The organism is Streptomyces laurentii, from assembly GCF_040635425.1.
Lineage (GTDB): Bacteria > Actinomycetota > Actinomycetes > Streptomycetales > Streptomycetaceae > Streptomyces > Streptomyces laurentii.
Map to the genome: position 1 here is coordinate 1 of NZ_JBEYHT010000043.1, position 22,896 is coordinate 22,896.

General features: G+C 71.9%; 23 protein-coding genes and 1 pseudogene. 11 read left to right on the plus strand and 13 right to left on the minus strand.

Features of this window, described 5'->3' with window-relative positions:
- Together dprE2 and ABZ693_RS24135 are read right to left on the minus strand one after the other, a co-directional pair.
- The coding region (gene dprE2 / locus ABZ693_RS24130) for a decaprenylphospho-beta-D-erythro-pentofuranosid-2-ulose 2-reductase (protein WP_359880847.1) at nt 1-692 on the minus strand (692 nt) is incomplete at its 3' end.
- A 46-nt stretch (nt 693-738) separates the two neighbouring features.
- Nucleotides 739-2,157, minus strand: a complete 1,419-nt coding sequence (locus tag ABZ693_RS24135) for an FAD-binding oxidoreductase (protein WP_359880850.1) — start codon at nt 2,155-2,157, stop codon at nt 739-741.
- A gap of 150 nt (nt 2,158-2,307) precedes the next feature.
- Here ABZ693_RS24135 and ABZ693_RS24140 point away from each other — a divergent pair, with 150 nt between their 5' ends.
- The 3 genes from ABZ693_RS24140 (at nt 2,308) to ABZ693_RS24150 (ending at nt 4,390) form a co-directional block, all read left to right on the plus strand.
- Nucleotides 2,308-2,655 carry an ArsR/SmtB family transcription factor gene (locus ABZ693_RS24140; RefSeq protein WP_359880852.1) on the plus strand — a complete coding sequence of 116 codons (348 nt, stop codon included), beginning with the start codon at nt 2,308-2,310 and terminating at the stop codon, nt 2,653-2,655.
- Complete coding sequence (locus ABZ693_RS24145) at nt 2,652-3,140, plus strand: SRPBCC domain-containing protein (RefSeq protein ID WP_359880855.1); 489 nt, start codon at nt 2,652-2,654, stop codon at nt 3,138-3,140. Before ABZ693_RS24140 ends, ABZ693_RS24145 begins: the two co-directional genes overlap by 4 nt.
- A gap of 305 nt (nt 3,141-3,445) precedes the next feature.
- Complete coding sequence (locus ABZ693_RS24150) at nt 3,446-4,390, plus strand: YihY/virulence factor BrkB family protein (RefSeq protein WP_359880858.1); 945 nt, start codon at nt 3,446-3,448, stop codon at nt 4,388-4,390.
- Here the strand turns inward: ABZ693_RS24150 and ABZ693_RS24155 are convergent.
- Together ABZ693_RS24155 and ABZ693_RS24160 are read right to left on the minus strand one after the other, a co-directional pair.
- Nucleotides 4,311-5,600 carry a D-alanyl-D-alanine carboxypeptidase family protein gene (locus ABZ693_RS24155; RefSeq protein ID WP_435842520.1) on the minus strand — a complete coding sequence of 430 codons (1,290 nt, stop codon included), beginning with the start codon at nt 5,598-5,600 and terminating at the stop codon, nt 4,311-4,313. The genes ABZ693_RS24150 and ABZ693_RS24155 overlap by 80 nt on opposite strands.
- Before the next feature lie 419 nt (nt 5,601-6,019).
- Complete coding sequence (locus ABZ693_RS24160; protein WP_359880861.1) at nt 6,020-6,259, minus strand: SCO4848 family membrane protein; 240 nt, start codon at nt 6,257-6,259, stop codon at nt 6,020-6,022.
- A gap of 155 nt (nt 6,260-6,414) precedes the next feature.
- On the opposite strand from ABZ693_RS24160, the gene ABZ693_RS24165 reads away from it, so the two are divergent.
- Both ABZ693_RS24165 and ABZ693_RS24170 read left to right on the plus strand, forming a co-directional pair.
- Nucleotides 6,415-7,746, plus strand: a complete 1,332-nt coding sequence (locus ABZ693_RS24165; protein ID WP_359880863.1) for a metallophosphoesterase — start codon at nt 6,415-6,417, stop codon at nt 7,744-7,746.
- Nucleotides 7,747-8,011: 265 nt separating this feature from the next.
- Nucleotides 8,012-9,571 (plus strand): ABC transporter substrate-binding protein, encoded by a 1,560-nt coding sequence (locus tag ABZ693_RS24170; RefSeq protein WP_359880864.1) that lies wholly within the window; start codon nt 8,012-8,014, stop codon nt 9,569-9,571.
- 107 nt (nt 9,572-9,678) lie between these two features.
- Here the strand turns inward: ABZ693_RS24170 and ABZ693_RS24175 are convergent, their stop codons facing one another.
- Together ABZ693_RS24175 and ABZ693_RS24180 are read right to left on the minus strand one after the other, a co-directional pair.
- Nucleotides 9,679-10,431, minus strand: a complete 753-nt coding sequence (locus ABZ693_RS24175) for a TetR/AcrR family transcriptional regulator (RefSeq protein ID WP_359880866.1) — start codon at nt 10,429-10,431, stop codon at nt 9,679-9,681.
- A gap of 74 nt (nt 10,432-10,505) precedes the next feature.
- Nucleotides 10,506-10,928 (minus strand): hypothetical protein, encoded by a 423-nt coding sequence (locus ABZ693_RS24180; protein WP_359880869.1) that lies wholly within the window; start codon nt 10,926-10,928, stop codon nt 10,506-10,508.
- A 136-nt stretch (nt 10,929-11,064) separates the two neighbouring features.
- Here ABZ693_RS24180 and ABZ693_RS24185 point away from each other — a divergent pair, with 136 nt between their 5' ends.
- A complete protein-coding gene (locus tag ABZ693_RS24185) occupies nt 11,065-11,823 on the plus strand; it encodes an alpha/beta fold hydrolase (protein WP_359880870.1) in 759 nt (252 codons plus the stop codon).
- Nucleotides 11,824-11,904: 81 nt separating this feature from the next.
- Here ABZ693_RS24185 and ABZ693_RS24190 read toward each other — a convergent pair whose 3' ends face one another.
- Complete coding sequence (locus ABZ693_RS24190; protein WP_359880872.1) at nt 11,905-13,137, minus strand: MFS transporter; 1,233 nt, start codon at nt 13,135-13,137, stop codon at nt 11,905-11,907.
- A gap of 95 nt (nt 13,138-13,232) precedes the next feature.
- On the opposite strand from ABZ693_RS24190, the gene ABZ693_RS24195 reads away from it, so the two are divergent.
- Nucleotides 13,233-13,775: a MarR family winged helix-turn-helix transcriptional regulator gene (locus ABZ693_RS24195; RefSeq protein ID WP_359880873.1), complete on the plus strand. Its 543-nt coding sequence runs from the start codon at nt 13,233-13,235 to the stop codon at nt 13,773-13,775.
- 100 nt (nt 13,776-13,875) lie between these two features.
- Here ABZ693_RS24195 and ABZ693_RS24200 read toward each other — a convergent pair whose 3' ends face one another.
- Nucleotides 13,876-14,937, minus strand: a complete 1,062-nt coding sequence (locus ABZ693_RS24200; RefSeq protein WP_359880876.1) for a serine hydrolase domain-containing protein — start codon at nt 14,935-14,937, stop codon at nt 13,876-13,878.
- Between the two features lie 92 nt (nt 14,938-15,029).
- Between ABZ693_RS24200 and ABZ693_RS24205 the strand changes: the two are divergent.
- Nucleotides 15,030-15,164: pseudogene (locus ABZ693_RS24205) on the plus strand (IS30 family transposase); the annotation flags it as partial.
- 89 nt (nt 15,165-15,253) lie between these two features.
- Here the strand turns inward: ABZ693_RS24205 and ABZ693_RS24210 are convergent.
- The 5 genes from ABZ693_RS24210 to ABZ693_RS24230 all read right to left on the minus strand — a co-directional run bounded on the left by ABZ693_RS24210 (nt 15,254) and on the right by ABZ693_RS24230 (nt 19,337).
- Nucleotides 15,254-16,012 (minus strand): succinate dehydrogenase iron-sulfur subunit, encoded by a 759-nt coding sequence (locus ABZ693_RS24210; protein ID WP_359880878.1) that lies wholly within the window; start codon nt 16,010-16,012, stop codon nt 15,254-15,256.
- Nucleotides 16,012-17,766, minus strand: a complete 1,755-nt coding sequence (sdhA, locus tag ABZ693_RS24215) for a succinate dehydrogenase flavoprotein subunit (RefSeq protein ID WP_359880881.1) — start codon at nt 17,764-17,766, stop codon at nt 16,012-16,014. Before sdhA ends, ABZ693_RS24210 begins: the two co-directional genes overlap by 1 nt.
- Nucleotides 17,767-17,791: 25 nt before the next feature.
- Nucleotides 17,792-18,268 carry a succinate dehydrogenase hydrophobic membrane anchor subunit gene (locus tag ABZ693_RS24220; protein WP_359880883.1) on the minus strand — a complete coding sequence of 159 codons (477 nt, stop codon included), beginning with the start codon at nt 18,266-18,268 and terminating at the stop codon, nt 17,792-17,794.
- A gap of 8 nt (nt 18,269-18,276) precedes the next feature.
- On the minus strand, nt 18,277-18,657 hold the full coding sequence (gene sdhC, locus ABZ693_RS24225; RefSeq protein ID WP_123954581.1) for a succinate dehydrogenase, cytochrome b556 subunit: 381 nt from the start codon (nt 18,655-18,657) through the stop codon (nt 18,277-18,279).
- 167 nt (nt 18,658-18,824) lie between these two features.
- Nucleotides 18,825-19,337 carry a 2-oxo-4-hydroxy-4-carboxy-5-ureidoimidazoline decarboxylase gene (locus ABZ693_RS24230; RefSeq protein ID WP_359880886.1) on the minus strand — a complete coding sequence of 171 codons (513 nt, stop codon included), beginning with the start codon at nt 19,335-19,337 and terminating at the stop codon, nt 18,825-18,827.
- A 409-nt stretch (nt 19,338-19,746) separates the two neighbouring features.
- Between ABZ693_RS24230 and ABZ693_RS24235 the strand changes: the two genes are divergently transcribed.
- The 3 genes from ABZ693_RS24235 to ABZ693_RS24245 all read left to right on the plus strand — a co-directional run bounded on the left by ABZ693_RS24235 (nt 19,747) and on the right by ABZ693_RS24245 (nt 22,821).
- Nucleotides 19,747-21,366 carry a beta-N-acetylhexosaminidase gene (locus tag ABZ693_RS24235; protein ID WP_435842521.1) on the plus strand — a complete coding sequence of 540 codons (1,620 nt, stop codon included), beginning with the start codon at nt 19,747-19,749 and terminating at the stop codon, nt 21,364-21,366.
- 217 nt (nt 21,367-21,583) lie between these two features.
- Nucleotides 21,584-22,183 carry a DUF4328 domain-containing protein gene (locus tag ABZ693_RS24240; RefSeq protein WP_359880889.1) on the plus strand — a complete coding sequence of 200 codons (600 nt, stop codon included), beginning with the start codon at nt 21,584-21,586 and terminating at the stop codon, nt 22,181-22,183.
- Nucleotides 22,184-22,248: 65 nt separating this feature from the next.
- Nucleotides 22,249-22,821, plus strand: a complete 573-nt coding sequence (locus tag ABZ693_RS24245) for a hypothetical protein (protein ID WP_359880891.1) — start codon at nt 22,249-22,251, stop codon at nt 22,819-22,821.
- Nucleotides 22,822-22,896 lie beyond the last annotated feature (75 nt).

Below are 22,896 nucleotides of genomic sequence, written 5' to 3' on the forward strand. Positions count from 1 at the left end.
ATCCCCGTACGCCGCGAGGGCCGCGTCCTCGGCGTCATCGCCCGCGCGCTCGCCCGCGCGCTCGCCCGCGCGCTCGCCCGCGCGCTCGCCCGCGCGCTCGCCCGCGCGCTCGCCCGCGCGCGGACGGATCCGGGCCGTACCACCATCACGTGCACACCCGTGCCGTACAGCGCGTCCCCCAGCCCCTGCGTGAAAGCGTCCAGACCGGCCTTCGAGGAGCCGTAGACGAAGTCGGCCCGCCGGGCCCGCTCGCCGGCCACCGACGACAGCACCACCAGCGAACCGTGCCCCTGCGCCTGCAGCGCCTGCGCGCAGACAAGCCCGGCCGAGACGGCACCCGTGTAGTTGGTCTGCGCGACCCGGACGGCGGCCAGGGGGTCGGACTCGTCGCGCGCCTGGTCGCCGGGGACGCCGAAGGCCAGCAGCACCAGGTCGATGTCGCCCTCGGTGAACACCTTGCCGAGCCGCTCCGCGTGCGACTCGGGGTCCAGGGCGTCGAACGGCACCACGCGCACGTCCGCGCCGAGCGCGCGCAGCGAGTCGGCGGCCTCGGCGAGGGCGGGGGAGGGGCGGCCCGCCAGCCACACCGTACGGGCGCGGCGCGCGATCAGCCGGCGGGCGGTGGCGAGGCCGATCGCGGAGGTGCCGCCGAGGACGAGCAGGGACTGGGGTGCGCCGAAGGCGTCCTTCATGGCGTTCACGCTCCTGGAAGAGAGGGGTACGGGGGCCGGAGCCCGGTCAGAGGCCGAGGCGGCGGGCGAGGTCGGAGACGAAGACCGCGCCCGGGTCGAGCGCGGCGCGCAGCTCCCGGAACTCGCCGAGTCCCGGGTACATCGCCGCCACGAGCCCGGGCCGCAGGCGCGCGTCCTCCGCGAGCCGGACCCGGCCGCCGGCCGCGGCGATCTCCTCGTCCAGCTCGTCGAGGAAGCGGCCGAGGCCGCCGGACGAGGCCGGCAGGTCGACGGCGAACCCCCAGCCGGGACCGGCCGGCGGGAACGACAGCAGACCCGGGCCCGCCTCGCCGAACCGTTTCAGTACGCCGGGACCCGCGGCGCGGCCGCGTGCCGCGATCCGTCCCACCACCCGGCGCAGGGCCTCCTCCTGCCCGTCCCCGACGGCGACCTCGTACCGCACGAAGCCGCCGCGCCGCTTGTGCTCGCGCAGGAGCCCGTCACGCGGGTGGAGGAACGCGGCGAGCGGCAGCGGCCGGCCCGTCCCCGGACGCCCGGCGCGCGAGCGGAGCCCGTCGAGCAGAGCGGCGACGCCGGCGCTGCCCGGCAGCCCGCCGGGCAGCCCGCCCGGCCGGCGGGCGAGCGGCGTGCGGCGGACGCGCGGGGGCAGCGCGTCGTACGGGGCGTGGTCGGCCCGGACGAGGACGGCGCGGCCGGTCGCGGCACCGCGCGCGAGGAGGTCGACCCGGGCGACCGTGTGGCGGTGCCGGTGGCAGGGGGCCATGAACCGGGCCAGCAGGTCGTCGAAGCCGGTGGCGCGCTCGGTGTCCACGCGCATGAGGGCCGTCTCGACGGGCAGCAGCCGCAGCGTGACGGAGAGGATCGCGCCCGTCAGTCCCAGACCGCCGGTGGTCGCGTCGAACAGCGGCATGCCGGGGACGGCCGTGTGCACCTGCCCGTCGGCGGTGAGCAGGTCGAGCGAGACGACGTGCCGGGAGAAGGAGCCGGCGGCGGGGTGGTTCGCGCCGTGGACGTCGGTGGCGACGGCCCCGCCGACCGTGACGTGGCGGGTGGCCGGGGCGACCGGCACGCACCAGCCGAGCGGCAGCAGCGCCTGCGTCAGCCGGTGCAGGCCGACGCCCGCGTCGCAGACGACGAGCCCGGCGACGGCGTCGACGGCCCGGATACGGGTGAGCCCGGTCAGATCGAGGACGGTGCCGCCCGCGTTCTGGGCGGCGTCCCCGTGGGCGCGGCCGAGACCGCGGGCGATCGCCCCGCGCGCGCCGTGGCCGTACGACAGGACCGCGGCGACGGCCTCCTCGGGCGTACGGGGGCGCAGCACGTAGGCGAGGCTGGGGGCGGTGCGGCCCCAGCCGCTGAGGATGTCGAAGCCGGCGCGGATGCCGGTGCCGGTGCCGGTGCCGATGTCACGGCCGGCGTCCGGGACGGGGGCGGGGGAGAGGGCTGCGGCGGTGTCGGCTGCCATGAGGGCGACCGTAAGCCGGGAGTGTCGCATATGCCGTGATTGGCGGGCGGTTCGTCGAAATGGGTGATGAGGCGACGGTCGGACAAGATGGCCGCGAGTTACTTAAGTAACTGCTTGACTTTTCGGGGTGGCGGGTCTTCACTTAAGGACATGCTTAACCATGAAGAGCGACTGGACGCGGTGTTCCGGGCCCTGGGGGACCCGACACGACGCGCGCTGGTCGAGCGACTGGTGCGGGGGCCCGCCTCGGTGAGCGAGCTCGCCGCGCCGCTGCCCATGTCGCTCGCCGCCGTCGTCCAGCACATCCAGGTGCTGGAAGCCGCCGGGATCGTCCGCTCGGAGAAGACCGGCCGGGTCCGCACCTGCCGGATCGAACCGGAGGCCCTCCGGTTCGCGGAGGGCTGGCTCGGGAGTCAGCGCACCGCCTGGGAGACCAGGCTCGACCGCCTCGGCGACCTCCTCGCCGAGCCCGACTCGTCGGAAGGGACCACGTCATGACCGGCACGACCGGCACGACCGTCACGCACACCACGTTCACCCTGGAGCGCACGTACGCCGCGGACCCGGCGCGCGTGTTCGCCGCCTGGGCCGACCCGGCCGCGAAGGCCCGCTGGTTCGGGACCGGGGGCGCCCACGCACTCGACTTCCGGGCCGGCGGGCGGGAGGTCGCCCGCGGCCGGACGCCGGGCGGCGAGGACCTGGCGTTCTCCTCCACCTACCACGACATCGTCTCGGACCGGCGGCTCGTCTACTCCTCGACGCTGACCATCGGCGGCACCCTCGCCACGATCTCGACGACCACGGTCGAGCTGACGGCCGAGGACCAGGGCACCCGGCTCACCCTGACCGAGCAGGCGGCCTTCCTGGACGGCCGCGAAGAACCGAAGTGGCGGGAAGAGGGCACGGGCGACTGGCTGGACCGGCTGGCCGAGGAAGTCGAGGAAGCCGAGGGAGCCGAGGAAGCCGAGGGAGCCGAGGTGTGAGAGGCCGTCATGCGCTCGGCGCCGCCACGGGCCGGGCGCCGGTCGCACTCCGGCCGTAGGCCGTGTCCGGCCCGTGGCGCGGCGGGCGGGATTTCCGGCCCGTGCGCACGCCCGCACCCGCCGCACGGCGGTCGACACGACGACCGACACGGCGGTCGACACGGCGACCGACACGACGTCAGGGCACCCGCCGACGCGGCGTCAGGCACGGTCGCCGCCACGGCACTCGCGCGGCGTCTGCGATTCTGGACCCCCGGACGGCGACGTTCCGGGCTCCGTTTCCCCGAGGAAGAGACACGCGCGCGATGGACTGGCTGACCAAGCTCCCCGTCGTCGGCCCCTGGGTCGTCCGGCTGATGCGGACCCATGCGTGGCGCGCGTACGAACGCCTCGACGCGGCCCACTGGAGCCGGCTCGCCGCCGCGATCACCTTCCTCAGCTTCCTGGCCCTCTTCCCGCTGATCACCGTCGCCGCCGCGATCGGCGCCGCGCTGCTCAGCCCGGACCGGCTGGCCACGATCGAGGACAAGATCGCCGACCAGGTGCCCGGCATCTCCGAACAGCTCGACATCGCCGGCCTCGTCGACAACGCCGGCACGGTCGGCCTCGTCGCCGGCGGCGTGCTGCTCTTCATGGGCATCGGCTGGATCGGGTCCATGCGCGACTGCCTGCGCGCCGTCTGGGGCCTGGACGGGGTCGACGAGGGCAACCCGTTCGTCCGCAAGGGCAAGGACACGATCGTGCTGCTCGGCCTCGGCGGGGTCATGCTCGGTTCGCTCGCCGCGTCCTGGCTCGGCTCCACCGCCGTCGGCTGGAGCGCCGGCCGGCTCGGGATCTCGCACCAGGGCGCGGGTGGCATATTCCTCGAATTCGCCGCGATCCTCGTCGCGGTCGTCGCCGACTTCCTGATCCTCACCTACGTGCTCACGCTGCTGCCCGGCGTCGAGCCGGGGCGCCGCGACCTGATCGTCGCGGCGCTGCTCGGCTCGGTCGGCTTCGAACTGCTCAAGCTGCTGCTCGGCGGCTACATGCGCGAGGTCGCCGCGAAGTCGATGTACGGGGCGTTCGGCGTGCCCGTCGCCCTGCTGCTGTGGATCAACTTCATGGCGAAACTGCTGCTGTTCTGCGCCGCCTGGACAGCCGCCGGCGAGAAGGGGGCCGAAGCCGCCGTCAGGGGTTCACGCTCTCGTCGGCCGGAGGAGCCGTCCGGGACCGACGGCCCTGACTCGCCGCCGGCCAGCGCCGGTTGACCAGGAACGCGCCGCCCGCGAGCAGCACGAGCACTCCGCCGACCACACCCAGCGCGATGCCCACGCCACCGTTGCCCGACTTCTCGGCGGCCGCCGCGTGCTTCGCGTTCCCCGGAGCGGCGCTGTCACCCGCGCCCGCGCCGGCGCCCGTGCTCGCGCCCCCGGTCGGGGTCGCCGACTTCGGCGGCACCAGCTCACCGACCGGCGTCACCTTCCCGTAGGCCGCGAAACCCCAGTCGAGCAGCCGCGCCGCCTCCTTGTAGACGGCGTGCTGCTCCTTCGACGACGGGTTCATGACGGTGACGAGCAGCACCCGGCCGTCGCGCTCCGCGACACCGGTGAACGTCGCCCCCGCGTGCGTGGTGTTGCCGTTCTTCACCCCGGCGATGCCCTGGTACGGCGCCACGCCCAGATCACCGGTGAGCAGCCGGTTGGTGTTCTGGATCTCGAACGTCCCGCGCTTCTTCTCGCCCTTCTTCTGCTCGCCCGGGAACTGCGCGCGGGCGGTGGCCGCGTACTTCCGGAAGTCCGGCTTCTGCATGCCGCTGCGGGCGATGAGGGTCAGGTCGTACGCGGACGACACCTGGCCCGGCTCGTCGTACCCGTCCGGGGACTTGACGTGGGTGTCCAGCGCCTGGAGCTCCTCGGCGTGCGCCTTCATGTCCAGGACGGTCTGCGGCACGCCCTTGTTCATGGCGGACAGCACGTGCACGGCGTCGTTCCCGGACCGCAGGAAGACACCCAGCCACAGGTCCTGGACGCTGTAGGTCTGGTTCTCCTTGATGCCGACCAGACTGGAGCCCGCGCCGACGCCGGCCAGGTCGGAGGGCTCGACGGTGTGGTTCTCCGTCGGGGCGAACTTCGGCAGCAGCGTGTCCGCGAACAGCATCTTCAGGGTCGACGCCGGGGCCAGCGGCCAGTGCGCGTTGTTCGAGGCCAGGACCTGCCCGTTCTCCGCGTCCGCGACGATCCACGACCGTCCGCTGAGCTCCTTCGGCAGCACCGGCGCCCCCGGCATCAGCCGCACCTGGACCCCGGGCCGGGACAGCGTCTCGCCGCCCACCTGCGACATCACCGCCGGCGGTTTGGGCTGCTGGGGCTGCTTGTCCTTGTCGTCCGCGTGCGCGGGCGCGACGGCGAGGAAAGGCAGCAGGGAGGTGGCGAAACCGACCGTCAAAGCGGCCTTCGCGGTCATCTTCGATACGGACACGATCGAGAACGTACATCTCCGGAACCGGGTTCCGAACCCAGCGGCCCGGTTCGTCCGGGCTCGTCCACTCGTATCCCTGGAGACTGTTGTCACGCGGTCATCTCGTTTCCTGCTGTCGCGGCGAAGAAGGCGGAGACCGGGGAAGCCGTCCGCACATACAAGGACGACAATCTGCCCGCCGGGGATCCGGAACGGGATCGATCAACCGGGGGAAAAACGGGCGACCCGCGGGTCAGCGGGGCGGCGGGCCGACGACGGGGCCAAGGAACCTGCCCAAGGGACGCCCCGACGATGCCCTTCGCGCTGTGGTGCGGGGCGAGGGTCTCCGTACGCCACGACAGCGCGGTCAGCGGGCCGGGCAGGATCCCCATGATCCCGCAGTCCTCGAAAACCAGGGGCCGGCGGCGGAATCGGTCACGTCACTTCTTCCTGAGCGCGAGGACGCCCCGGAGGCCGATCACGCCGACCGCCGTGCCCAGGAGGAACGAGGTGATCGCGAGGGCGAGGTGGATCCAGAAGTACGTCGTGGGCTTGTCCGCGGCGTCGAAGGCGAGGCCGCTGGCGTCGTGCCAGAGGTTCTTCACGAAGGTGGTCCAGATCATCCAGGACCAGACTCCGAAGGCGAGCAGGAACCAGGAGACGGGGCGGCTGAGCTTCATCGGGAGTCCTTCGGGGTGCGCGGGACGTTCCCTGCCAGTATCGGACCGGTCGGCCGGAGCCGAGCGGCGGGGTCTCGTGCCCGCCGCGCGCCGCTGCCACGGCGGGGCGCCGGCCGCGGGTCGTGGACGGAAGAAACAGAGGGGCGGAGCGGAACGTGATCGTGTTCCTGCTGGTATTGGTCGTGGTGCTGGGGCTGCTGGGAACAGTCCATTGGTATGTGTGGCGGCGTCTGGTGCGCGACCTGACACGGCCCCGCAGCGCCGCCCGCCGGGTCGGCACCGTCGTCCTGGTCGCGCTGCCGCTGACCTCGGTCGGCGCGCTGGCCTCCGGGCGCGGGGGCGCGCCGTTCGTCATGGAGCAGATCCTCGCCTGGCCCGGGTTCCTGTGGCTCGCGCTGCTGCTGTACGTGACGCTCGCACTGGTGGTGACCGAGCCGCTGCGGCCCCTGCTGCGCCGCGCGCTCGCCCGTAAGGCGGCGGGGACGGCCGAGGGCGCGGAGGCGGCTCAGGCTCCTGTCCCCGTCACCGTCCCGGCGGGCCCGGCCGAGGCCCCGACCCCGGTTTCGGCGCCGGTTTTGGCGCCGGCGGACGCCGAGTCGGTGACCGACGCCACGTCCCCCGCGCCCGTGACGCCCGCGCCCGCGACTCCCGCACCCGACCTCTCCCGCCGTCTCTTCGTCAACCGCGTCGTCTCCACCTCCGCCCTCGCCGTCGCCGCCGGGACCGTCGGCTACGGCACGTACGGCGTGCTGCGCGGCCCGCGCGTGAAGCGGGTGACGGTGCCGCTGGCGAAGCTGCCGCGCGCCGCGCACGGCTACCGCGTCGCCGTCGTCTCGGACATCCACCTCGGGCCGATCCTGGGCCGCGCCCACACCCAGCGGATCGTCGACACGATCAACGCCACCCAGCCCGACCTCGTCGCCGTCGTCGGCGACCTGGTCGACGGCAGCGTGGCGAACCTCGGCCCGGCCGCCGAGCCGCTCGCGCGGCTGACCGCCCGCGACGGCGCGTACTTCGTGACCGGTAACCACGAGTACTTCTCGGGTGCCGACGCGTGGGTCGACCACGTCCGCGAACTGGGCCTGCACCCGCTGCGCAACGACCGCGTCGAGATCGGCGCCGGGTTCGACCTCGCCGGGGTCGACGACGTCGCGGGCGAGAGCCACGGCCAGGGGCCCGACTTCGCGAAGGCACTCGGCGACCGGGACCGGGCCCGTACCGCCGTCCTCCTCGCGCACCAGCCGATCGTCATCGACGACGCCGTCCGGCACGGCGTCGACCTCCAGCTCTCCGGCCACACCCACGGCGGCCAGCTGTGGCCCGGCAACCTGATCGCCGAACTCGCCAACCCGACCGTCGCCGGGCTCGAACGGTACGGCGACACCCAGCTCTACGTGACGCGCGGCGCGGGCGCCTGGGGACCCCCGGTGCGGGTCGGCGCGCCGTCGGACATCACGGTCGTCGAGCTGGCTTCCCGGCAGGCGTGAGGAAACACCCGCACCAGGACCGTCGGGTCGCAACACCCCCGTACCGGGTGGCCCCAAATCAGCCGCCCTGTACGGCTGGAGACGTAATATCCCCCGCCGGAAACGTGACGCTCAGTCCTCAGAAATCCCCTATCCCTGGACATATGCGCGCGCTGTGAAAGTTTACTCTTTTACTTGTGAACACCGTGTGATGAGATGACGCCATCGCGACGGTCAGGACGCTGTCGCGGCAGCGGGGTGGGCACGAAAAAAGGAAGCACGTCTCATGCGGTCGACGGTCCGTCTGCGCGTATTGATCACTTGTGGAGTCCTGGTGGCCGCCGGGGTCGGAGGCTGGCAACTCCTGCCGTCCGAAGAGGTCAGGGCCGATCCGATCATCGTCGGCACGACCGACGAGGTCACCGGGCTGGACCCGGCCGGCGCCTACGACGTCGGCTCGTGGGCGATGTACAGCAACATCTACCAGTCGCTGCTGACCTTCAAGCCGGGCATCCCGACGCCGGTGCCGGACGCCGCCGAGTCCTGCCGGTTCAACGGCACCGGGCTCACCACGTACGAGTGCACACTCCGTGACGATCTCACCTTCTCCAGCGGCCGGAAGATCACCGGCGAGGACGTCCGCTTCTCCTTCGAGCGGATCCTCGCCATCAAGTCGGACGTCGGTCCCTCGTCGCTGTTCCCGACGCTGAAGAGCGTCGTCGCGCAGGGGCAGAAGGTCACGTTCCACCTCCGGAGCCGGGACGCCACCTTCCCGCTGAAGCTCGCCACCGGCGCCGGCTCGATCGTCGACCACAGCGTCTACCCGGCCACGTCCCTGCGCAAGGGCAACGTGGTGGACGGCTCCGGGCCGTACCTGCTCAAAGAGTTCCAGCCGGGCCGGGTGGCCAAGCTCGAACCCAACCCCAACTACCGGGGCGCCGTCACCCGGGCCGGCCACGCGGTCGAGGTGGACTACTTCAAGGCGTCCGACGAACTCGCCGCCGCCTGGAAGGCCGGGCAGGTCGACGTGACGCACCGGCAGATGCCGCCGGACTTCCTCAACAAGCTGGGCGAGGAGAGGGACGACGGCACGCGCATCACCGAGGCCGCCAGCGCCGAGACGCGCAACCTCTACTTCAACGTCCGCTCCGGCTCGGCCATGACGAAGAAGGCCGTCCGCCAGGCCGTCGCCGCGATCGTCGACCGCCCGGCCATCGCGACCGGCCCGTACAAGGGCACGGTCGAGCCGCTGTACTCGGTCATCCCGCAGGGCTTCCTCGGGCACAGCACCGCGTTCTACGACAACAACCCCGAGCCCGACGCCGACAAGGCCGCGCGGCTGCTGAGCAACGCCGGCATCCCCACCCCGGTGAGCTTCACCCTCGGCCACCGCAAGGACGCCACGTCGCTGGCCGAGGCCGCCGAGCTGAAGAAGCAGCTGGAGGACACCGGACTGTTCGAGGTCCGGACGGTGCCGGTGGTGTGGACGGAGTTCCAGAAGGAGTACGCGAAGGGCGCGTTCGACGCGTACACCGTCGGCTGGCTGCCCGACTTCCCCGACTCCGACAACTTCGCGGGCCCGCTCGTCGGCACCGGCAACACCATGCACAACGGCTTCTCCAGCGCGACCATCGACTCGCTCATCGCCGAGACCCAGCAGTACAGCGACCGCCAGAAGGCCGTCGCCGACTTCAAGGCCGTCCAGAGCGAGGTCGCGAAGGACGTGCCGCTGGTGCCGCTGTGGCAGAAGAAGGACTTCGTGCTGTCCACGGAGGAGGTCGCGGGCTCGCAGTACCTGACCGACGGCACCGGCATCTGGCGCCTGTGGGAACTCGGCTGGATCTGACGGTCCCCCGGCCGGAGCCGGCCGGCTCCGGCGGCTCCGGAGCCGTCCCCCGGCGCTTCGAGGCCCCGCCCCGTTCGGCCGCCCTTTCCGGCGGCCAGGCGGGGCTTCTACTTGGCCACGGTGTTCCGCACCTTCGGAACGACGAACTCGCGCATCACGTCGACGGCGTCCCGCACCAGCGGCCGGACGACCTTGAAACGGGACAGGCTGACGGCGCGGGCGACCATGGGCGTGACCTTGCGGGCGAAGGCCCGCGTACGCTCCGCGTCCTCCGACTGGTCGAAGACCCAGTACAGGACCACGCCCATGAGGAACAGCCACAGGAGGTCGGGCAGCAGCTCGCGCAGTTCGCGGTCCAGCTTCGGGCCCACCTGGGACCCTTCGAGCACGTCCCGGAAGATCTGGACGGCCTCCGCGCGCGCGGGGTGCGACTCGTCCGAGAAGGGGTTCAACGGGCTTCCCGGGTCGGCCGCCGTACCGAAGAACTGGCCCGCGAACTCGTGGTACGGACGCGCGCAGTCCACCCAGGTCATGACGGCGATCTCAAGGCGCTGCTCGAAGTCCTTGAGGCCTTCGAGACGCTCCTTCGTCAGGGCGGCGTGCACATGTGACATCCGGTCGTAGAAACCGGTGATCAGGGAAGCCTTCGAGTCGAAGTAGTAGTAGGCGTTGCCCACCGATACCCCGGCCTCCTGGGCGATGGCCCGCATGGTCGTCTTGTCGTAGCCGCGCTCCTGGAACAGGCGCATGGCCGTTTCGAGGATCAGTGCGCGGGTCTGCTCGCTCTTCGGCGCCTTGGCGGGCTTGGGGTCCCGCGCGGCGTCCGGATGCTCTTCCTTCGCTGCCCTCGCGTCGTTCACGGGGCCGAGCCTAGTCGGCCGCGCCCGGTGCCCCGCATCGCGCGTGGGGGCGACCGTCGCCGGCCCGCCGGACGTCAGGCGCCGGCGGGCGGTGCCGTCCACGGGCGGGGGGCCTGCGGCCGGGCGGCGGCCGGCGGGATCGTGCCGGACTCGACCGCGCCCCGGCGGCGGATCTTGTTGAGGACGTAGAAGTTGCCGAGGTGCATGACGCCGAGCACGAGCAGGACGACGCCGAGCTTGACCGAGAGGGCCTCCAGCATCTGCCGGACGTCGAACACGCCGTCGTCCTCGCGCAGGTACAGGGCGACGAAACCGAGGTTGACGAGGTAGAAGCCGACGACGAGCAGATGGTTCACGGCGTCCGCGAGCTTGTCGTTGCCGTGCAGGACGTCGGAGAGGAAGACCCGTCCGTTGCGGCTGAGGGTCCGGGCGACCCAGACGGTGAGCCCGATGCTGATGAGCAGGTAGACGGCATAGGTGATGACGGTGAGGTCCATGCCCTCACGCTCCTTTGAACGCGTTCAAAGCTGACGGGTATGACTGTAGACCCCTCATTGAACGTGTTCAATGCGAGATGGCGGGTGAAGAGGAAAGCGCTGGTGGAAGGAGAGTCGGTTCTTTAGGGTCGCGGGCATGACACTTGCTCACGACGTGGCCGGCGACGGCCCCTCCACCGTTCTGCTGCTCCATTCCGGCGTCTGCGACCGGCGCATGTGGGACGGTCAGTTCCACGCCCTCGCCGAGGCCGGGCACCGGGTGGTGCGGTGCGACCTGCGGGGTTTCGGCGAGACGCCGATCGACGCGGCCCACGTCCACGCCGACGACCTGCGCGACCTGCTCGACCACCTCGGCATCGAGCGCGCCGCCGTCGTCGGCTCCTCCTTCGGCGGGGCCGTGGCGGTGGAGTTCGCCGTCCGCCATCCCGGCCGCGTCAGCGCCCTCGCACTGCTCTGCGCCGCCGCCCACGACCACGAACCCGGCCCCGAACTGCGGGACTTCCTCACCCGCGAGCACGCCCTGCTCGTCGACGGCGACATCGCGGGCGCCACCGCGCTCAACGTCGACCTCTGGCTCGGCCCGGACGCCGACGACGCCGCCTGTGACCTGGTCCGGCGGATGCAGACCCGCGCCTTCGAACTCATGCTGCCCGCGCCCGACGAGTTCGCCCCCGCCGACGTCGAGGTCACCGAGAAGGACCTCGCCGCCCTCGACGTCCCCGTCCTCGTCGTCACCGGCGACCGGGACGTGCCCGACTTCGCCGCGATCGGCGACCGCTTCGCCCGCCTCTTCCCCGACGTCCGCCGCGTCACCCTCGACTGGGCCGGCCACCTGCCCGCGCTGGAGCGACCGGAGGAGACGGCCGGGCTGCTCCGCGACTTCCTCGCCGCCTGATCCCCCCCGTCCCCGCCCCCGCCCCCTCCCCCTCCCATCCTCACCCCCACTCCGATTCTTGGTTCGATCGGGCGGTGCCGGCTAGTCGCTCGTGAAGCGACGGACGCCCGGCATCAGGGCCGCTCCCACGCAGCAGCCCGCCACTGTCACCGCCGCGGCCGTCAGCGGCACTTCCGGTCCCCAGGCGGAGGCGGCCAGCGGCGCCAGCGCGTAGCCCACGGGCATCGCCGCGAACGACAGCAGCCAGTCGTACGAGGTGACCCGCGCCAGGGCGTGTTCCGGCACCGCGCGCTGCACCGCCGTCTCCCAGACCGGGGAGAGGAAGCCGAGCCCGGCCTGCGCCACCGCGTACGCGCCGATGATCACCGGCACGGGCGCTCCGCCCGCCAGGAGCAGCAGCGGCAGCGCGTACGTCGCGAGGCCGAGGTTGGCCGCGAGGACCGGGCGGCGGGGGCGAGCGCGGTCGGCGGCCAGTGAGCCGATCAGCAGTCCGATCGCCCCCGCCTGGAGGAACGCCACCCAGACCGGCTCGCCGCCCAGCCGGTCCATCGCCATGCCCGGACCGAGGGTCATCAGGACGGCGGCTGCGCCGTTCCACGCGCTGTGCCCGATCAGGCTGCTCCAGTACCAGTCACGCGTCCGGACCTCCTGCCACCCCTCCCGCAGATCGTCGAACACCGACGGCCGCTTCGCCGCCGCCGTCTTCTCCACCTCCTTGACGCGCACGGCGCACAGCAGCGCGGCGCTCGCGGCGAAGCTCGCCGCGTCCAGGACGAAGGCCCAGCCCGCTCCCACGGTGAGGATCAGCGTCCCGGCGAGCGCCGGGCCGCCGACCCGGCTCACGCTGAACGCCATCGCCATCGCCGCGTTGGCCCGTTGGAGGGACTGGGCCGGGACCGTGCCCTTGACCAGCGGCGCGGTGGTCGGCGTGGCGAAGGCGCCGGCCGCGCCCCCGGCGACCTCGACGGCCGCTATCACCGCGAGCGAGGGCGTACCGCTCAGCAGCTGGACGCCGACGACGAGCTGGGTGCCGCAGCGCACCAGGTCCATGGCCAGCGCGATGCCGCGGGCGTTGAAACGGTCTCCGGCGACACCTCCCAGGGGCAGCAGAAGCAGTTTGGGCACCATCGAGCAGGCCAGCACCAGCGCGAGCGCGCCGGCGGAGCCGGTCGCCTGCACGACGGCGAGGGCGAGGGCGGCGGGGATGACCGCGTCGCCGAGGAGGGACAGGGAACGCCCGGCGAAGAACAGCCGGAAGGAACGGGTGCGCAGGGGGTGGGGAACCGGTGGGCGACGAGTCGCGGTGACGGACATGGGGCGCAGAGTATTTCGGTGTCGAATAATTCGTCAACGAAATACTTGGCGTGTGAACGGGGGAGCCTTCGCCTCCGCCGACGTACGATCACCCCATGGCACCGACCGAGGAACCGCGCGACGCCGGGCGGGACTGGACCGACGACCACGTCGCCCGCTGGCAGCCCGTGCTGCCCGAACTCGATCCGGTCGTCGAGGGCGCGGTCACCCGGATGAAGAAGCTGTCCGTCCACTTCCGCCGGGTGCGCGAGCAGTCCCTCGTCGACTTCGAGCTGGAACGCCACGAGTTCGACACCCTCCACAAGCTCGCCGGCCGCGGCGGCACCGCCGCCCCCTCCGAACTCGCCCAGGACCTCGACCTCGCCCCCGCCTCGGTCACCGGCCGTCTCGACGCCCTGGAGAAGCGCGGCTTCGTCCGCCGCACCCCGTCCACCGCCGACCGCCGCCGCGTGGTCGTCGAACTCACCGCGACGGGCCGCGCGACCTGGCTCGGCGCGATGGACGTCCTCGGACACGAGGAGGAGCGCCTGCTCGGCGTCCTCAGCCCCAAGGAGCGCGTGAGCCTCAACGACATGCTCCGCCGTGTCATGAGCGCCGCCGAACGGGAGGCCGGCGCCCCCGACCCCTGGCACGGCTGACCCCTGGCACGGCTGACCCCTGGGACGGCTGCTCCCCGACCCGCCCCTGCCCCCGCGCGCCCCGGACCCAGCCCGCCGCGGCGGCGCACCGCCGGCCGGCTCAGGCCCCGCTGAAGGCGGCCTCGGCTATGCCCTTCACCCGTTTGACCTCCTCGTCGACGTCCTTGCCGGTCGGCAGCGTGGAGTACACGACGACCCGGTCCAGGCCGGGCGTCGCGAACACCCCGCTCGTATAGCCGTGGTTGGTGCCCGTCTTGCCCCACACGACCACGCCGTTGTCGAGCCGGACCGTCATCAGCCCGCCGTAACTGAAGCGCGCGTCGGCCAGGGGCGGTGTCGTGAACAGCAGCTTCCGCTCGGCCGGGCGCAGCAGCCCGTCCCGCATCAGCGCGGTCGCGAAGCGCCGCAGATCGCCGGCATTGGACACCAGCCCGCCCTCCGCCCAGGCCCAGTCGTCGGCCGGTAGCCGGGTGTGCCGCAGCCCGAGCGGCCGCACCACGCGGCGGTCCAGCTCCTCCGCGTACGGCCGGCCGGTCACCTCCTCGATGACGAGCCCGGCGATGAAGTAGTTGATGCCGTTGTACTGGACGGTGGCCCCGGGGGTCGTCGGCGTCCCGCAGGAGACCGCCGACTGCACGACCTCCACCGGGGTGCCGGGCCGGACGCAGGAGGGCTGCTGCAGCCCGCTGGTGTGGCTCAGCAACTGGGCCAGGCTGATCGGCTCGTACCCCTCGGGCAGCAGGTCCGGCAGCACCTCCTGGACGGTGTCGTCGAGCGACAGCCGTCCCTCGCCGACGAGCTGGAGCACGACGGCGGAGGTGAACAGCTTGGTGACGCTGCCTATCGCGAAGTCCTCCTCGACCGGCCCGCGCCACTCCCCGGCCGTCCCGCTCCACCGCCCGTCCCGCCCCGTCACCGAGACCATCGCGCCGCGTACGTAGGCGTCGGGCAGCCCGGCCAAGGCCCTGCGTAACGCTTCCGGATCCACCCGCCCGTGCCCAAGCGCCACCACCGTCGAAGAGGCGGGGGAGGGGGAGACGACGGGTGCCGCGGTCGCGGGCACCGCCGCACCCGCCATGGCCAGCGCGGCCAACGCCACCGCCCCCGTCGGCACCGTCCAACGAGCCGTGCGTGAGCGTGACTTCGTCCAGGAATTCGTCATGGTTCAAGGCTCCCGCGCGCCCGCCGGCGGGACCATCCGGGACGACCCTGGCCGACCCCCGGCCCGCCCCTGAGACACCCCCGAGGCCCGACCCCGAGGCCACCGACCTGTCCGTCCACAGCCCGGAACACCTCGCAGCGGTCGCCGCCCAGCTCAACGGCCGACCACGCAAAACGCTCGGCTGGGAAACCCCAGCCGAGCGCCTGCGTAAACTGCTCGCTGCCTGATCAACACGGCCACGTGTCGCGACGACTCCTGGAAACCGCCCCAGGCCGGCCGGCGGGGCCTCCCGCAAGCCGGACCAGGCGAGGCCAGGTCAGAAGCGGCGGGTGATCAGCGCGCGCTTGACTTCCTGGATCGCCTTCGTGACCTCGATGCCACGCGGGCAGGCGTCCGTGCAGTTGAACGTCGTGCGGCAGCGCCACACGCCGTCCTTGTCGTTCAGGATCTCCAGGCGCTGCTCGCCCGCCTCGTCACGCGAGTCGAAGATGAAGCGGTGCGCGTTGACGATCGCGGCCGGACCGAAGTACTGGCCGTCGTTCCAGAAGACCGGGCAGGACGACGTGCACGCGGCGCACAGGATGCACTTGGTGGTGTCGTCGAAGCGCTCGCGGTCCTCGGCGGACTGCAGGCGCTCGCGGGTCGGCTCGTTCCCCTTGGTGATGAGGAACGGCATGACGTCGCGGTACGCCTGGAAGAACGGCTCCATGTCGACCACGAGGTCCTTGAGCACCGTGAGGCCCTTGATGGGCTCGACGGTGATCGGCTTCTCGGGGTTGAGGTCCTTGATCAGCGTCTTGCAGGCGAGCCTGTTCTTGCCGTTGATCCGCATCGCGTCCGAGCCGCAGATGCCGTGCGCGCAGGAGCGGCGGAAGGTGAGCGTGCCGTCCAGGTCCCACTTGATCTTGTGGAGACCGTCGAGCACGCGCTCCTTCGGGTCCAGCTCGATCTGGAAGTCCTCCCAGACCGCCGCGTCCGAGATCTCGGGGTTGAAGCGGCGGACGCGGAAGGTGACCGTGATGTTGTGGGACGCGGCGGCTTCCTTCTCCACCTTGTCCAGTACGGGGGTAGCCATCAGTACTTACGCTCCATCGGCTGGTAGCGGGTCTGGACGACCGGCTTGTAGTCGAGACGAACGGTCTCGGAGCCGTCCTCGCCGACCTCGCGGTACGCCATGGTGTGGCGCATGAAGTTGACGTCGTCGCGCGTCGGGTAGTCCTCGCGGTAGTGACCGCCGCGGGACTCCTTGCGCGCCAGGGCCGAGACGGCCATGACCTCGGCCAGTTCGAGCAGGTTGCCCAGCTCGATGGCCTCCAGGAGGTCGGTGTTGAAGCGCTTGCCCTTGTCCTGGATGGACACGTTCTTGTAGCGCTCGCGCAGCTCCGCGACCTTCTCGACGGCCGCCTTGATGGTCTGCTCCGTACGGAACACCATCACGTTGGCGTCCATCGTCTCCTGCAGCTCGCGGCGCAGCTCGGCGACCCGCTCGGTGCCGGTGGAGTTGCGCAGGTTCTCGATCTGCGCGACGACCTGGGCCTCCGGGTTCTCCGGCAGCTCGACGTAGTCGGCCTTGTGGGAGTACTCGGCGGCGGCGATGCCCGCGCGACGGCCGAAGACGTTGATGTCGAGCAGCGAGTTGGTGCCGAGGCGGTTGGCGCCGTGCACCGACACGCAGGCGACCTCGCCGGCCGCGTACAGACCCGGGACGACGGTGGTGTTGTCCGACAGGACCTCACCCTCGACGTTGGTCGGGATGCCGCCCATGGCGTAGTGCGCGGTGGGCTGGATCGGGATCGGGTCCGTGTACGGCTCGATGCCGAGGTACGTACGGGCGAACTCGGTGATGTCCGGGAGCTTGGCGTCCAGCTGCTCCGGCGGGAGGTGCGTCAGGTCCAGGTAGACGTGGTCGCCCTCGGGACCGCAGCCGCGGCCCTCGCGGATCTCCGTGTAGATGGAGCGGGAGACGACGTCACGGGACGCGAGGTCCTTCATGACCGGCGCGTACTTCTCCATGAAGCGCTCGCCGTCCTTGTTGCGGAGGATGCCGCCCTCACCGCGGGCGCCCTCCGTGAGCAGGATGCCCATGCGCCAGATGCCCGTCGGGTGGAACTGGAAGAACTCCATGTCCTCCAGCGGCAGACCGCGGCGGTAGCAGGCGGCCTGGCCGTCACCGGTGAGGGTGTGCGCGTTGGACGTCACCTTGAAGAACTTGCCGGTGCCGCCGGACGCGTAGACCACGGACTTCGCCTGGAAGACGTGGATCTCGCCGGTGGCCAGCTCGTAGGCGACGACACCCGCGGACTTCTTGACGCCGTCGACCTCGGTGATCAGCTGGTCCAGGACGTAGAACTCGTTGAAGAACTCCACGCCCTCCTTGACGCAGTTCTGGTACAGCGTCTGGAGGATCATGTGACCGGTGCGGTCGGCGGCGTAGCACGCGCGGCGGACCGGGGCCTCGCCGTGGTTGCGGCTGTGGCCGCCGAAGCGACGCTGGTCGATCTCGCCCTTGGGGGTCCGGTTGAACGGCAGACCCATCTTCTCGAGGTCGAGAACGGCGTCGATGGCCTCCTTCGCGAGGATCTCGGCGGCGTCCTGGTCGACCAGGTAGTCACCACCCTTGATCGTGTCGAAGGTGTGCCACTCCCAGTTGTCCTCCTCCACGTTGGCCAGCGCGGCGGCCATGCCGCCCTGCGCGGCGCCCGTGTGGGAGCGGGTGGGGTAGAGCTTCGTCAGCACGGCGGTGCGGCTGCGCTTCGTCGCCTCGATGGCGGCGCGCATGCCGGCGCCGCCGGCGCCGACGATGACGGTGTCGTACTTGTGGAACTTCATGACGTGGATTACCTCAGCCCCGTGCCTAGCGGATGTTCGGGTCGAAGGTGAAGATCACCAGCGTGCCCAGAAGGATGGTGAACACCGTGGCGGTGTACAGCAGGCCCTTGAGCCACAGGCGCGTGTTGGCACGCTCCGCGTAGTCGTTGACGACCGTGCGGAGGCCGTTGGCGCCGTGCAGCATCGCCAGCCACAGCATCAGCAGGTCCCAGACCTGCCAGAACGGGGACGCCCAGCGGCCGGCCACGAAGGCGAAGCCGATCTTGGAGACGCCGCCGTCCAGGAAGAGCTGGATCAGCAGGTGGCCGAGGACGAGGACGACGAGGACCACGCCGGAGAGGCGCATGAAGAGCCACGCGGCCATCTCGAAGTTGCCACGGGTCGCGCGCGGGGTCTTGCCGGTGCGCTTGCGCGGGGGCTCGATGAACGGAGCCGGGTTGTCGACGTCGTAGTGCGCGGCGCCCTCGACGGGGCCGATCGCAGTGGAGGTCTCAGTGGACATGTCTGGCGTCAGCTCCCGAACAGTTCACGTGCGGCGTGGCCGAGGACGGGGTACAGCGAACCCGCCATCAGCACGACCCAGATGCCCACGACGGTCCAGAGCATCTGCTTCTGGTAGCGCGGGCCCTTGGACCAGAAGTCCACGGCGATGACGCGAAGGCCGTTGAGCGCGTGGAAGAGGATGGCGGCGACGAGGCCGTACTCAAGGAGTGCGACGATCGGCGTCTTGTACGTCGCCACGACGTCGTCGTAGGCCTCGGGAGAGACGCGGACGAGAGCGGTGTCCAGTACGTGGACGAACAGGAAGAAGAAGATGAGGACGCCGGTGACTCGGTGAGCCACCCAGGACCACATTCCTTCCCGGCCGCGGTACAGCGTTCCAGCCGGCACGGAAAAACCCTCCGGGAGCGGGGATCGGGGCCGGCCGGCTTTCTGTCGGTCTGGCCCGGCCGGGTACGGTCCACCGGCCCCGGTCATCGTAGCGACGACTCGTCGGTTCGCTCGCGCGGGGTCCATAGGTGTGATCAAACAGGCACGTTCGGCCTATCGTCACACCCCTATTCGTCGCATTCCGGGCGAACAGGGCTGGCATTAATCGAACATCTGATCCGGGCGCGGGTGAGTCGTCGCAGTTCATCGGCGGCGACGACCCGTTCCTCCTCCTTTTCGTTGCCGAGACGTGACCGGATGGCCGCCAGGACCCGGTCGAGTCGTTCGGCCGGGGCCACCCCGTCCAGGCTGATGACGAAGGCGTGGCCGAACCGGCCCTGGTACGCGGCGAGGCCGGCGTCCAGCGCGGTACGGGCCGCGGGCGGCGCGTCCGGCGGCGGGGCGGCCGTCTCGCGGGCGAGGGCCGCGTCGAGCTCGGCGCCCGACAGGTCGTAACCGGCCTCGTCGGCGGCGGCGAGGAGGGAGTCGACCGTGGGGTACGGGCGATGCGCGCTCACTCGTTCGGCCCAGCGGTGACTGCCGCAGCAGCCGAGCAGCAGCGTCGTGGCGGCGGTGGGCGGCGCCGCGTTGAAGCGGGCCAGCCCGCGGAGGTGCCGTCCGGTGCAGGGCTGGGCGGACACCACGGCGGGCGCCAGGATCCGGCAGGGGGCGGTGGGGGCGTGGCTGGTCAGGGGAACTCCGGAGGAGACGGGATCGGGAGTTGCGGCGCGGGTGACCGGGGCGGCCCTGAGAGGAAGACGGGAACGGGGCGCGGGAGGTTCACGCGGGCGCGGCGGTACGCGCGCGAGGCGCGGATGCTCCGGGGCGGCGCGGAAGGCGCGAGATGCGGGAGGTGCGGGGAGAGGGGATGGTGCGAAGGAAGTGCAAAGGGTGGTGGCCGAAGTGTGGGGTGTGAGGTCACGCTATCGGCGGGACGGGGGAGGCGTCCGACGGATGCGCGAATTTCATCAGGACGAGTGGGTTTCGCTGCCCGGGTAGACAGAAGAGCCGAGACGACATGGTTCGCGCCGTGAGGGAGGATTCCGGGTGATGCGGTACTCCATACGAGGGCCCCGCCGGGGCCCCGCACTGATGGCGGCAGCGGTGGCACTGGTCACCATGACCGCCTGTTCGAACAATTCCTCCTCCGGACCGCCGCCCACCGGCACCGGTCCGGCCCCCGCCACCGGGGCGCCCTCGACGGCGGCCCCGCCGAGCCCGACCCCCACGCCCACGCGCACGTATCCGCTGTCCACGACGCCCCGCGTCATCCCGGCCGTCGGCCGGTTCGAGGCAGCCCGCGGCCCCGGCTGGAAGCCCGGCCCCCGTGCCGGTGTGGTCGTCGCCGCCAAGGACGAGGCCGCCCTCGCCGACGAGGCCCGGCTGATCGCGGGCGAGCTGAACGTCCCGTACCGCGGCACCGCCGCCGCCCGCGCCGGCGACGTCAGCCTCGCGCTCGGCGGCTCCGGCTCGGCCGAGTCGTACACCCTGGCCGTCCGGGACGGCGGCGTCCGGATCACCGGGCCCGGCGAGGCCGGCGTCTTCTACGGCACCCGGACGCTCAAGCAGTCCGTCAGGTCCACCGGCGCGATACCCGAGGGCACGGTCACCGACACGCCCGCGAAGCCACAGCGCGGCCTGATGGTGGACATCGCCCGCAAGTACTTCTCCGCGGCCTGGATCGAGGCCCGGCTGCGCGAGATGGCCGACCTCAAGCTCAACCAGCTCGGCCTGCACTTCTCCGACGACCAGGGCTTCCGGATCGCCTCCGACAGCCACCCCGAGATCGTCTCCGCCCGGCATCTGAGCAAGGCGGAGGTGCGGCGGATCGTCGCCCTGGCGAACAGCCTGCACATCCAGGTCGTCCCCGAGATCGACTCGCCCGGACACCTCGGCGCGGTCATCGACGCGCACCCCGACCTCCAGCTGGTCAGCGCGGGCGGCCGGACGCCGCGCGGGGCCGTCGACATATCCAAGCCCGCCTCGGCGAAGATCGTCGATGAGCTGCTGCGCGAGTACATGGCGCTGTTCCCCGGCGCGTACTGGCACCTCGGCGGCGACGAGTACGTGGCCCTGATGTCGAGCAACCCCGAGGCCACCTACCCGCAGCTGGCCCGCGCCGCGGTCGCCCGCTTCGGCTCCGGCGCCCGGGTCAAGGACCTCACCACCGGGTGGCTCAACGACCGCGCGGCCACCGTCCGCCCGTCCGGCCGGGCCCTGCGCGCGTGGAACGACGGGTTCTTCACCGGAGGGATCGTGCCGGCCGCCAAGGACCTGACGGTCGCGTACTGGACCGGCAAGGAGATCGGCGCCCGGACCCCGTCCTCGTACCTGAGCGAGGGCCGCACGATGCTCAACTACAACGACGAGTACCTCTATTACGTACTCGGCCAGCCGAACACCTTCGTGTACCCCACCGGCCGCCGGATCTACGAGGAGTGGACCCCGCTCGTCCTGCGCGGCACCACGCCCGTGGCGGCCCGCTACGACGGGCAGATCCTCGGCGGCAGCTTCGCCGTCTGGTGCGACCTGGCCAACTCGCAGACCGAGGCCCAGGTGGCGGACGGGATCCGGATGCCGCTGGCGGCGACGGCGCAGAAGCTGTGGGACGCGCGGAAGCCGACGGCGAGCTGGGCGGAGTTCCAGGGGCTGGCGGTGCGGGTGCGGTAGCGAGGGGCGCGAGGGGGCGCGAGGGGGATCGCGGCCGGGGGCGGGAGGGCGGCTTCCGGGCGTGTTTTCCCATGGACGGGAGCCGTCCGCTTGGCGTACGTTCCGTCGTCTGCGCGCGCCGACCGGCCGCGCCGGCGCCTCTGGGGAGGGGCGCCCTACATCCCTGGGGGGATCCGCTTTCATGCTCCGTAATCCGAACGGGCTTGCCCGTGCTCTCATGATCCTGCTCGCGGCGAACATCGCCTGCGACATCCCGCTCGGCGTGATCGCGCTCCGCACCCTGGGCACCGACTACCGATACGAGGATGAATCCGGCAATCTGGCAATGATGGGCGCCGACTTGGCGACCTATCTCCTGACCATTCTGGTGTTCCTGGCGACCGTCGTCGTTTTCGTCGTCTGGTTCCATCGGGTGAGGCAGAACGCCGAGGTGTTCGCCCCCGATGGGCACGGCCGGGGCGCCGGCTGGGCGATCGGCGGCTGGTTTGTGCCGATCGCCTGCTTCTGGATTCCGCGGGTGACGGCCGTCGACATCTGGCGGGCCAGCCGCCCCGACCCGTCCGCCGGTGACGGCCCCGGCGAGCTGAGGCTCCTCAACTTCTGGTGGGGGTTCTGGATCGCGAGCAGGCTCACCCTCTGGACCTCCGAACGCCTGGCCATGAGGGCGGACACCCTCGACGACCTCCTGACGGCGACGTGGTGGGAGCTCGCCGGCACCGTGCTCGACGCCACCGCCGCGGTCCTCGCGATCCTCTTCGTGCGCCGGCTGACCTCTATGCAGGACGCGAAGGCCAATGGCATGATTCCGGCCGCGTAGTGACGAAAACGCGCCACCCGGCGCCGTAGGGAAACGCTGCGTCCGCAGGGTGGCGAGGAGCCGTCATGACGTCCGCGACGAGCACGACCACGAGCGCAAGCACGGCCGCAGGTCTGACGGAGCTGATCGACCGCGCCGACGCGCGCGGGCTCGCCGCCGCGGGACTCGCCTGCCTGGACAGGTGTCTGCCGCTGATCGCGTCCGCCGAGCGGGCCACCGAGGCGCTGCGGCCGGTGTGGGCCGCGGTCGCCCGCGGCGACGGCGGGGCCTGGGGTGCGGCGCTGGCCAAGGTACGGGCGGAGTTGAACGCTTCCGGCGACGCCGCCGACGGCGGGGCCGGGGCGGACGGGGCCGGGGCGCTGGTGCGCGCCATGCTGGCCAAGGCGCCCGCCGACTGGGCCGAGGGGCCGCTGCGGGCGTGGGCGGGGGAGTGCTCCGGTGCCGCGCTCGCCGTCCACGAGGGGTACGACGCGGCGGCGGGCGTGGGCCCGCTGCGCGCGGGCGAACTCCGGCGCCAGCAGGTCGTCCTGGAGTCGGCGGCGCACGGACCGACCGGTCTGCGCCGGGCGCGCGAACTGTCCGCCGAGGGCGGCCGGGTGCTGCGCGCCGTGGTCGCGCGCCGGGCGCGCACGGCGTGAACGGCGCGGCGTGAGCCGCACGACGTATGCCGCATGAGGCGGTACGGGTACGGGGCGCCGCCCCCTGCCCGTACC

Bases quoted from the DNA above. Each gene is read 5' to 3' on its own strand.
- ABZ693_RS24240 (WP_359880889.1), top strand. From the start codon at position 21,584: ATGATCCTGCTCGCGGCGAACATCGCCTGCGACATCCCGCTCGGCGTG.
- ABZ693_RS24210 (WP_359880878.1), bottom strand. From the start codon at position 16,012: ATGGCTACCCCCGTACTGGACAAGGTGGAGAAGGAAGCCGCCGCGTCC.
- ABZ693_RS24195 (WP_359880873.1), top strand. From the start codon at position 13,233: ATGGCACCGACCGAGGAACCGCGCGACGCCGGGCGGGACTGGACCGAC.
- ABZ693_RS24180 (WP_359880869.1), bottom strand. From the start codon at position 10,928: ATGGACCTCACCGTCATCACCTATGCCGTCTACCTGCTCATCAGCATC.
- sdhA (WP_359880881.1), bottom strand. From the start codon at position 17,766: ATGAAGTTCCACAAGTACGACACCGTCATCGTCGGCGCCGGCGGCGCC.
- ABZ693_RS24145 (WP_359880855.1), top strand. From the start codon at position 2,652: ATGACCGGCACGACCGGCACGACCGTCACGCACACCACGTTCACCCTG.
- ABZ693_RS24185 (WP_359880870.1), top strand. From the start codon at position 11,065: ATGACACTTGCTCACGACGTGGCCGGCGACGGCCCCTCCACCGTTCTG.
- ABZ693_RS24140 (WP_359880852.1), top strand. From the start codon at position 2,308: ATGCTTAACCATGAAGAGCGACTGGACGCGGTGTTCCGGGCCCTGGGG.
- ABZ693_RS24160 (WP_359880861.1), bottom strand. From the start codon at position 6,259: ATGAAGCTCAGCCGCCCCGTCTCCTGGTTCCTGCTCGCCTTCGGAGTC.
- ABZ693_RS24245 (WP_359880891.1), top strand. From the start codon at position 22,249: ATGACGTCCGCGACGAGCACGACCACGAGCGCAAGCACGGCCGCAGGT.
- ABZ693_RS24200 (WP_359880876.1), bottom strand. From the start codon at position 14,937: ATGACGAATTCCTGGACGAAGTCACGCTCACGCACGGCTCGTTGGACG.
- ABZ693_RS24150 (WP_359880858.1), top strand. From the start codon at position 3,446: ATGGACTGGCTGACCAAGCTCCCCGTCGTCGGCCCCTGGGTCGTCCGG.
- ABZ693_RS24135 (WP_359880850.1), bottom strand. From the start codon at position 2,157: ATGGCAGCCGACACCGCCGCAGCCCTCTCCCCCGCCCCCGTCCCGGAC.
- ABZ693_RS24235 (WP_435842521.1), top strand. From the start codon at position 19,747: ATGCGGTACTCCATACGAGGGCCCCGCCGGGGCCCCGCACTGATGGCG.
- ABZ693_RS24190 (WP_359880872.1), bottom strand. From the start codon at position 13,137: ATGTCCGTCACCGCGACTCGTCGCCCACCGGTTCCCCACCCCCTGCGC.
- ABZ693_RS24220 (WP_359880883.1), bottom strand. From the start codon at position 18,268: ATGTCCACTGAGACCTCCACTGCGATCGGCCCCGTCGAGGGCGCCGCG.
- ABZ693_RS24170 (WP_359880864.1), top strand. From the start codon at position 8,012: ATGCGGTCGACGGTCCGTCTGCGCGTATTGATCACTTGTGGAGTCCTG.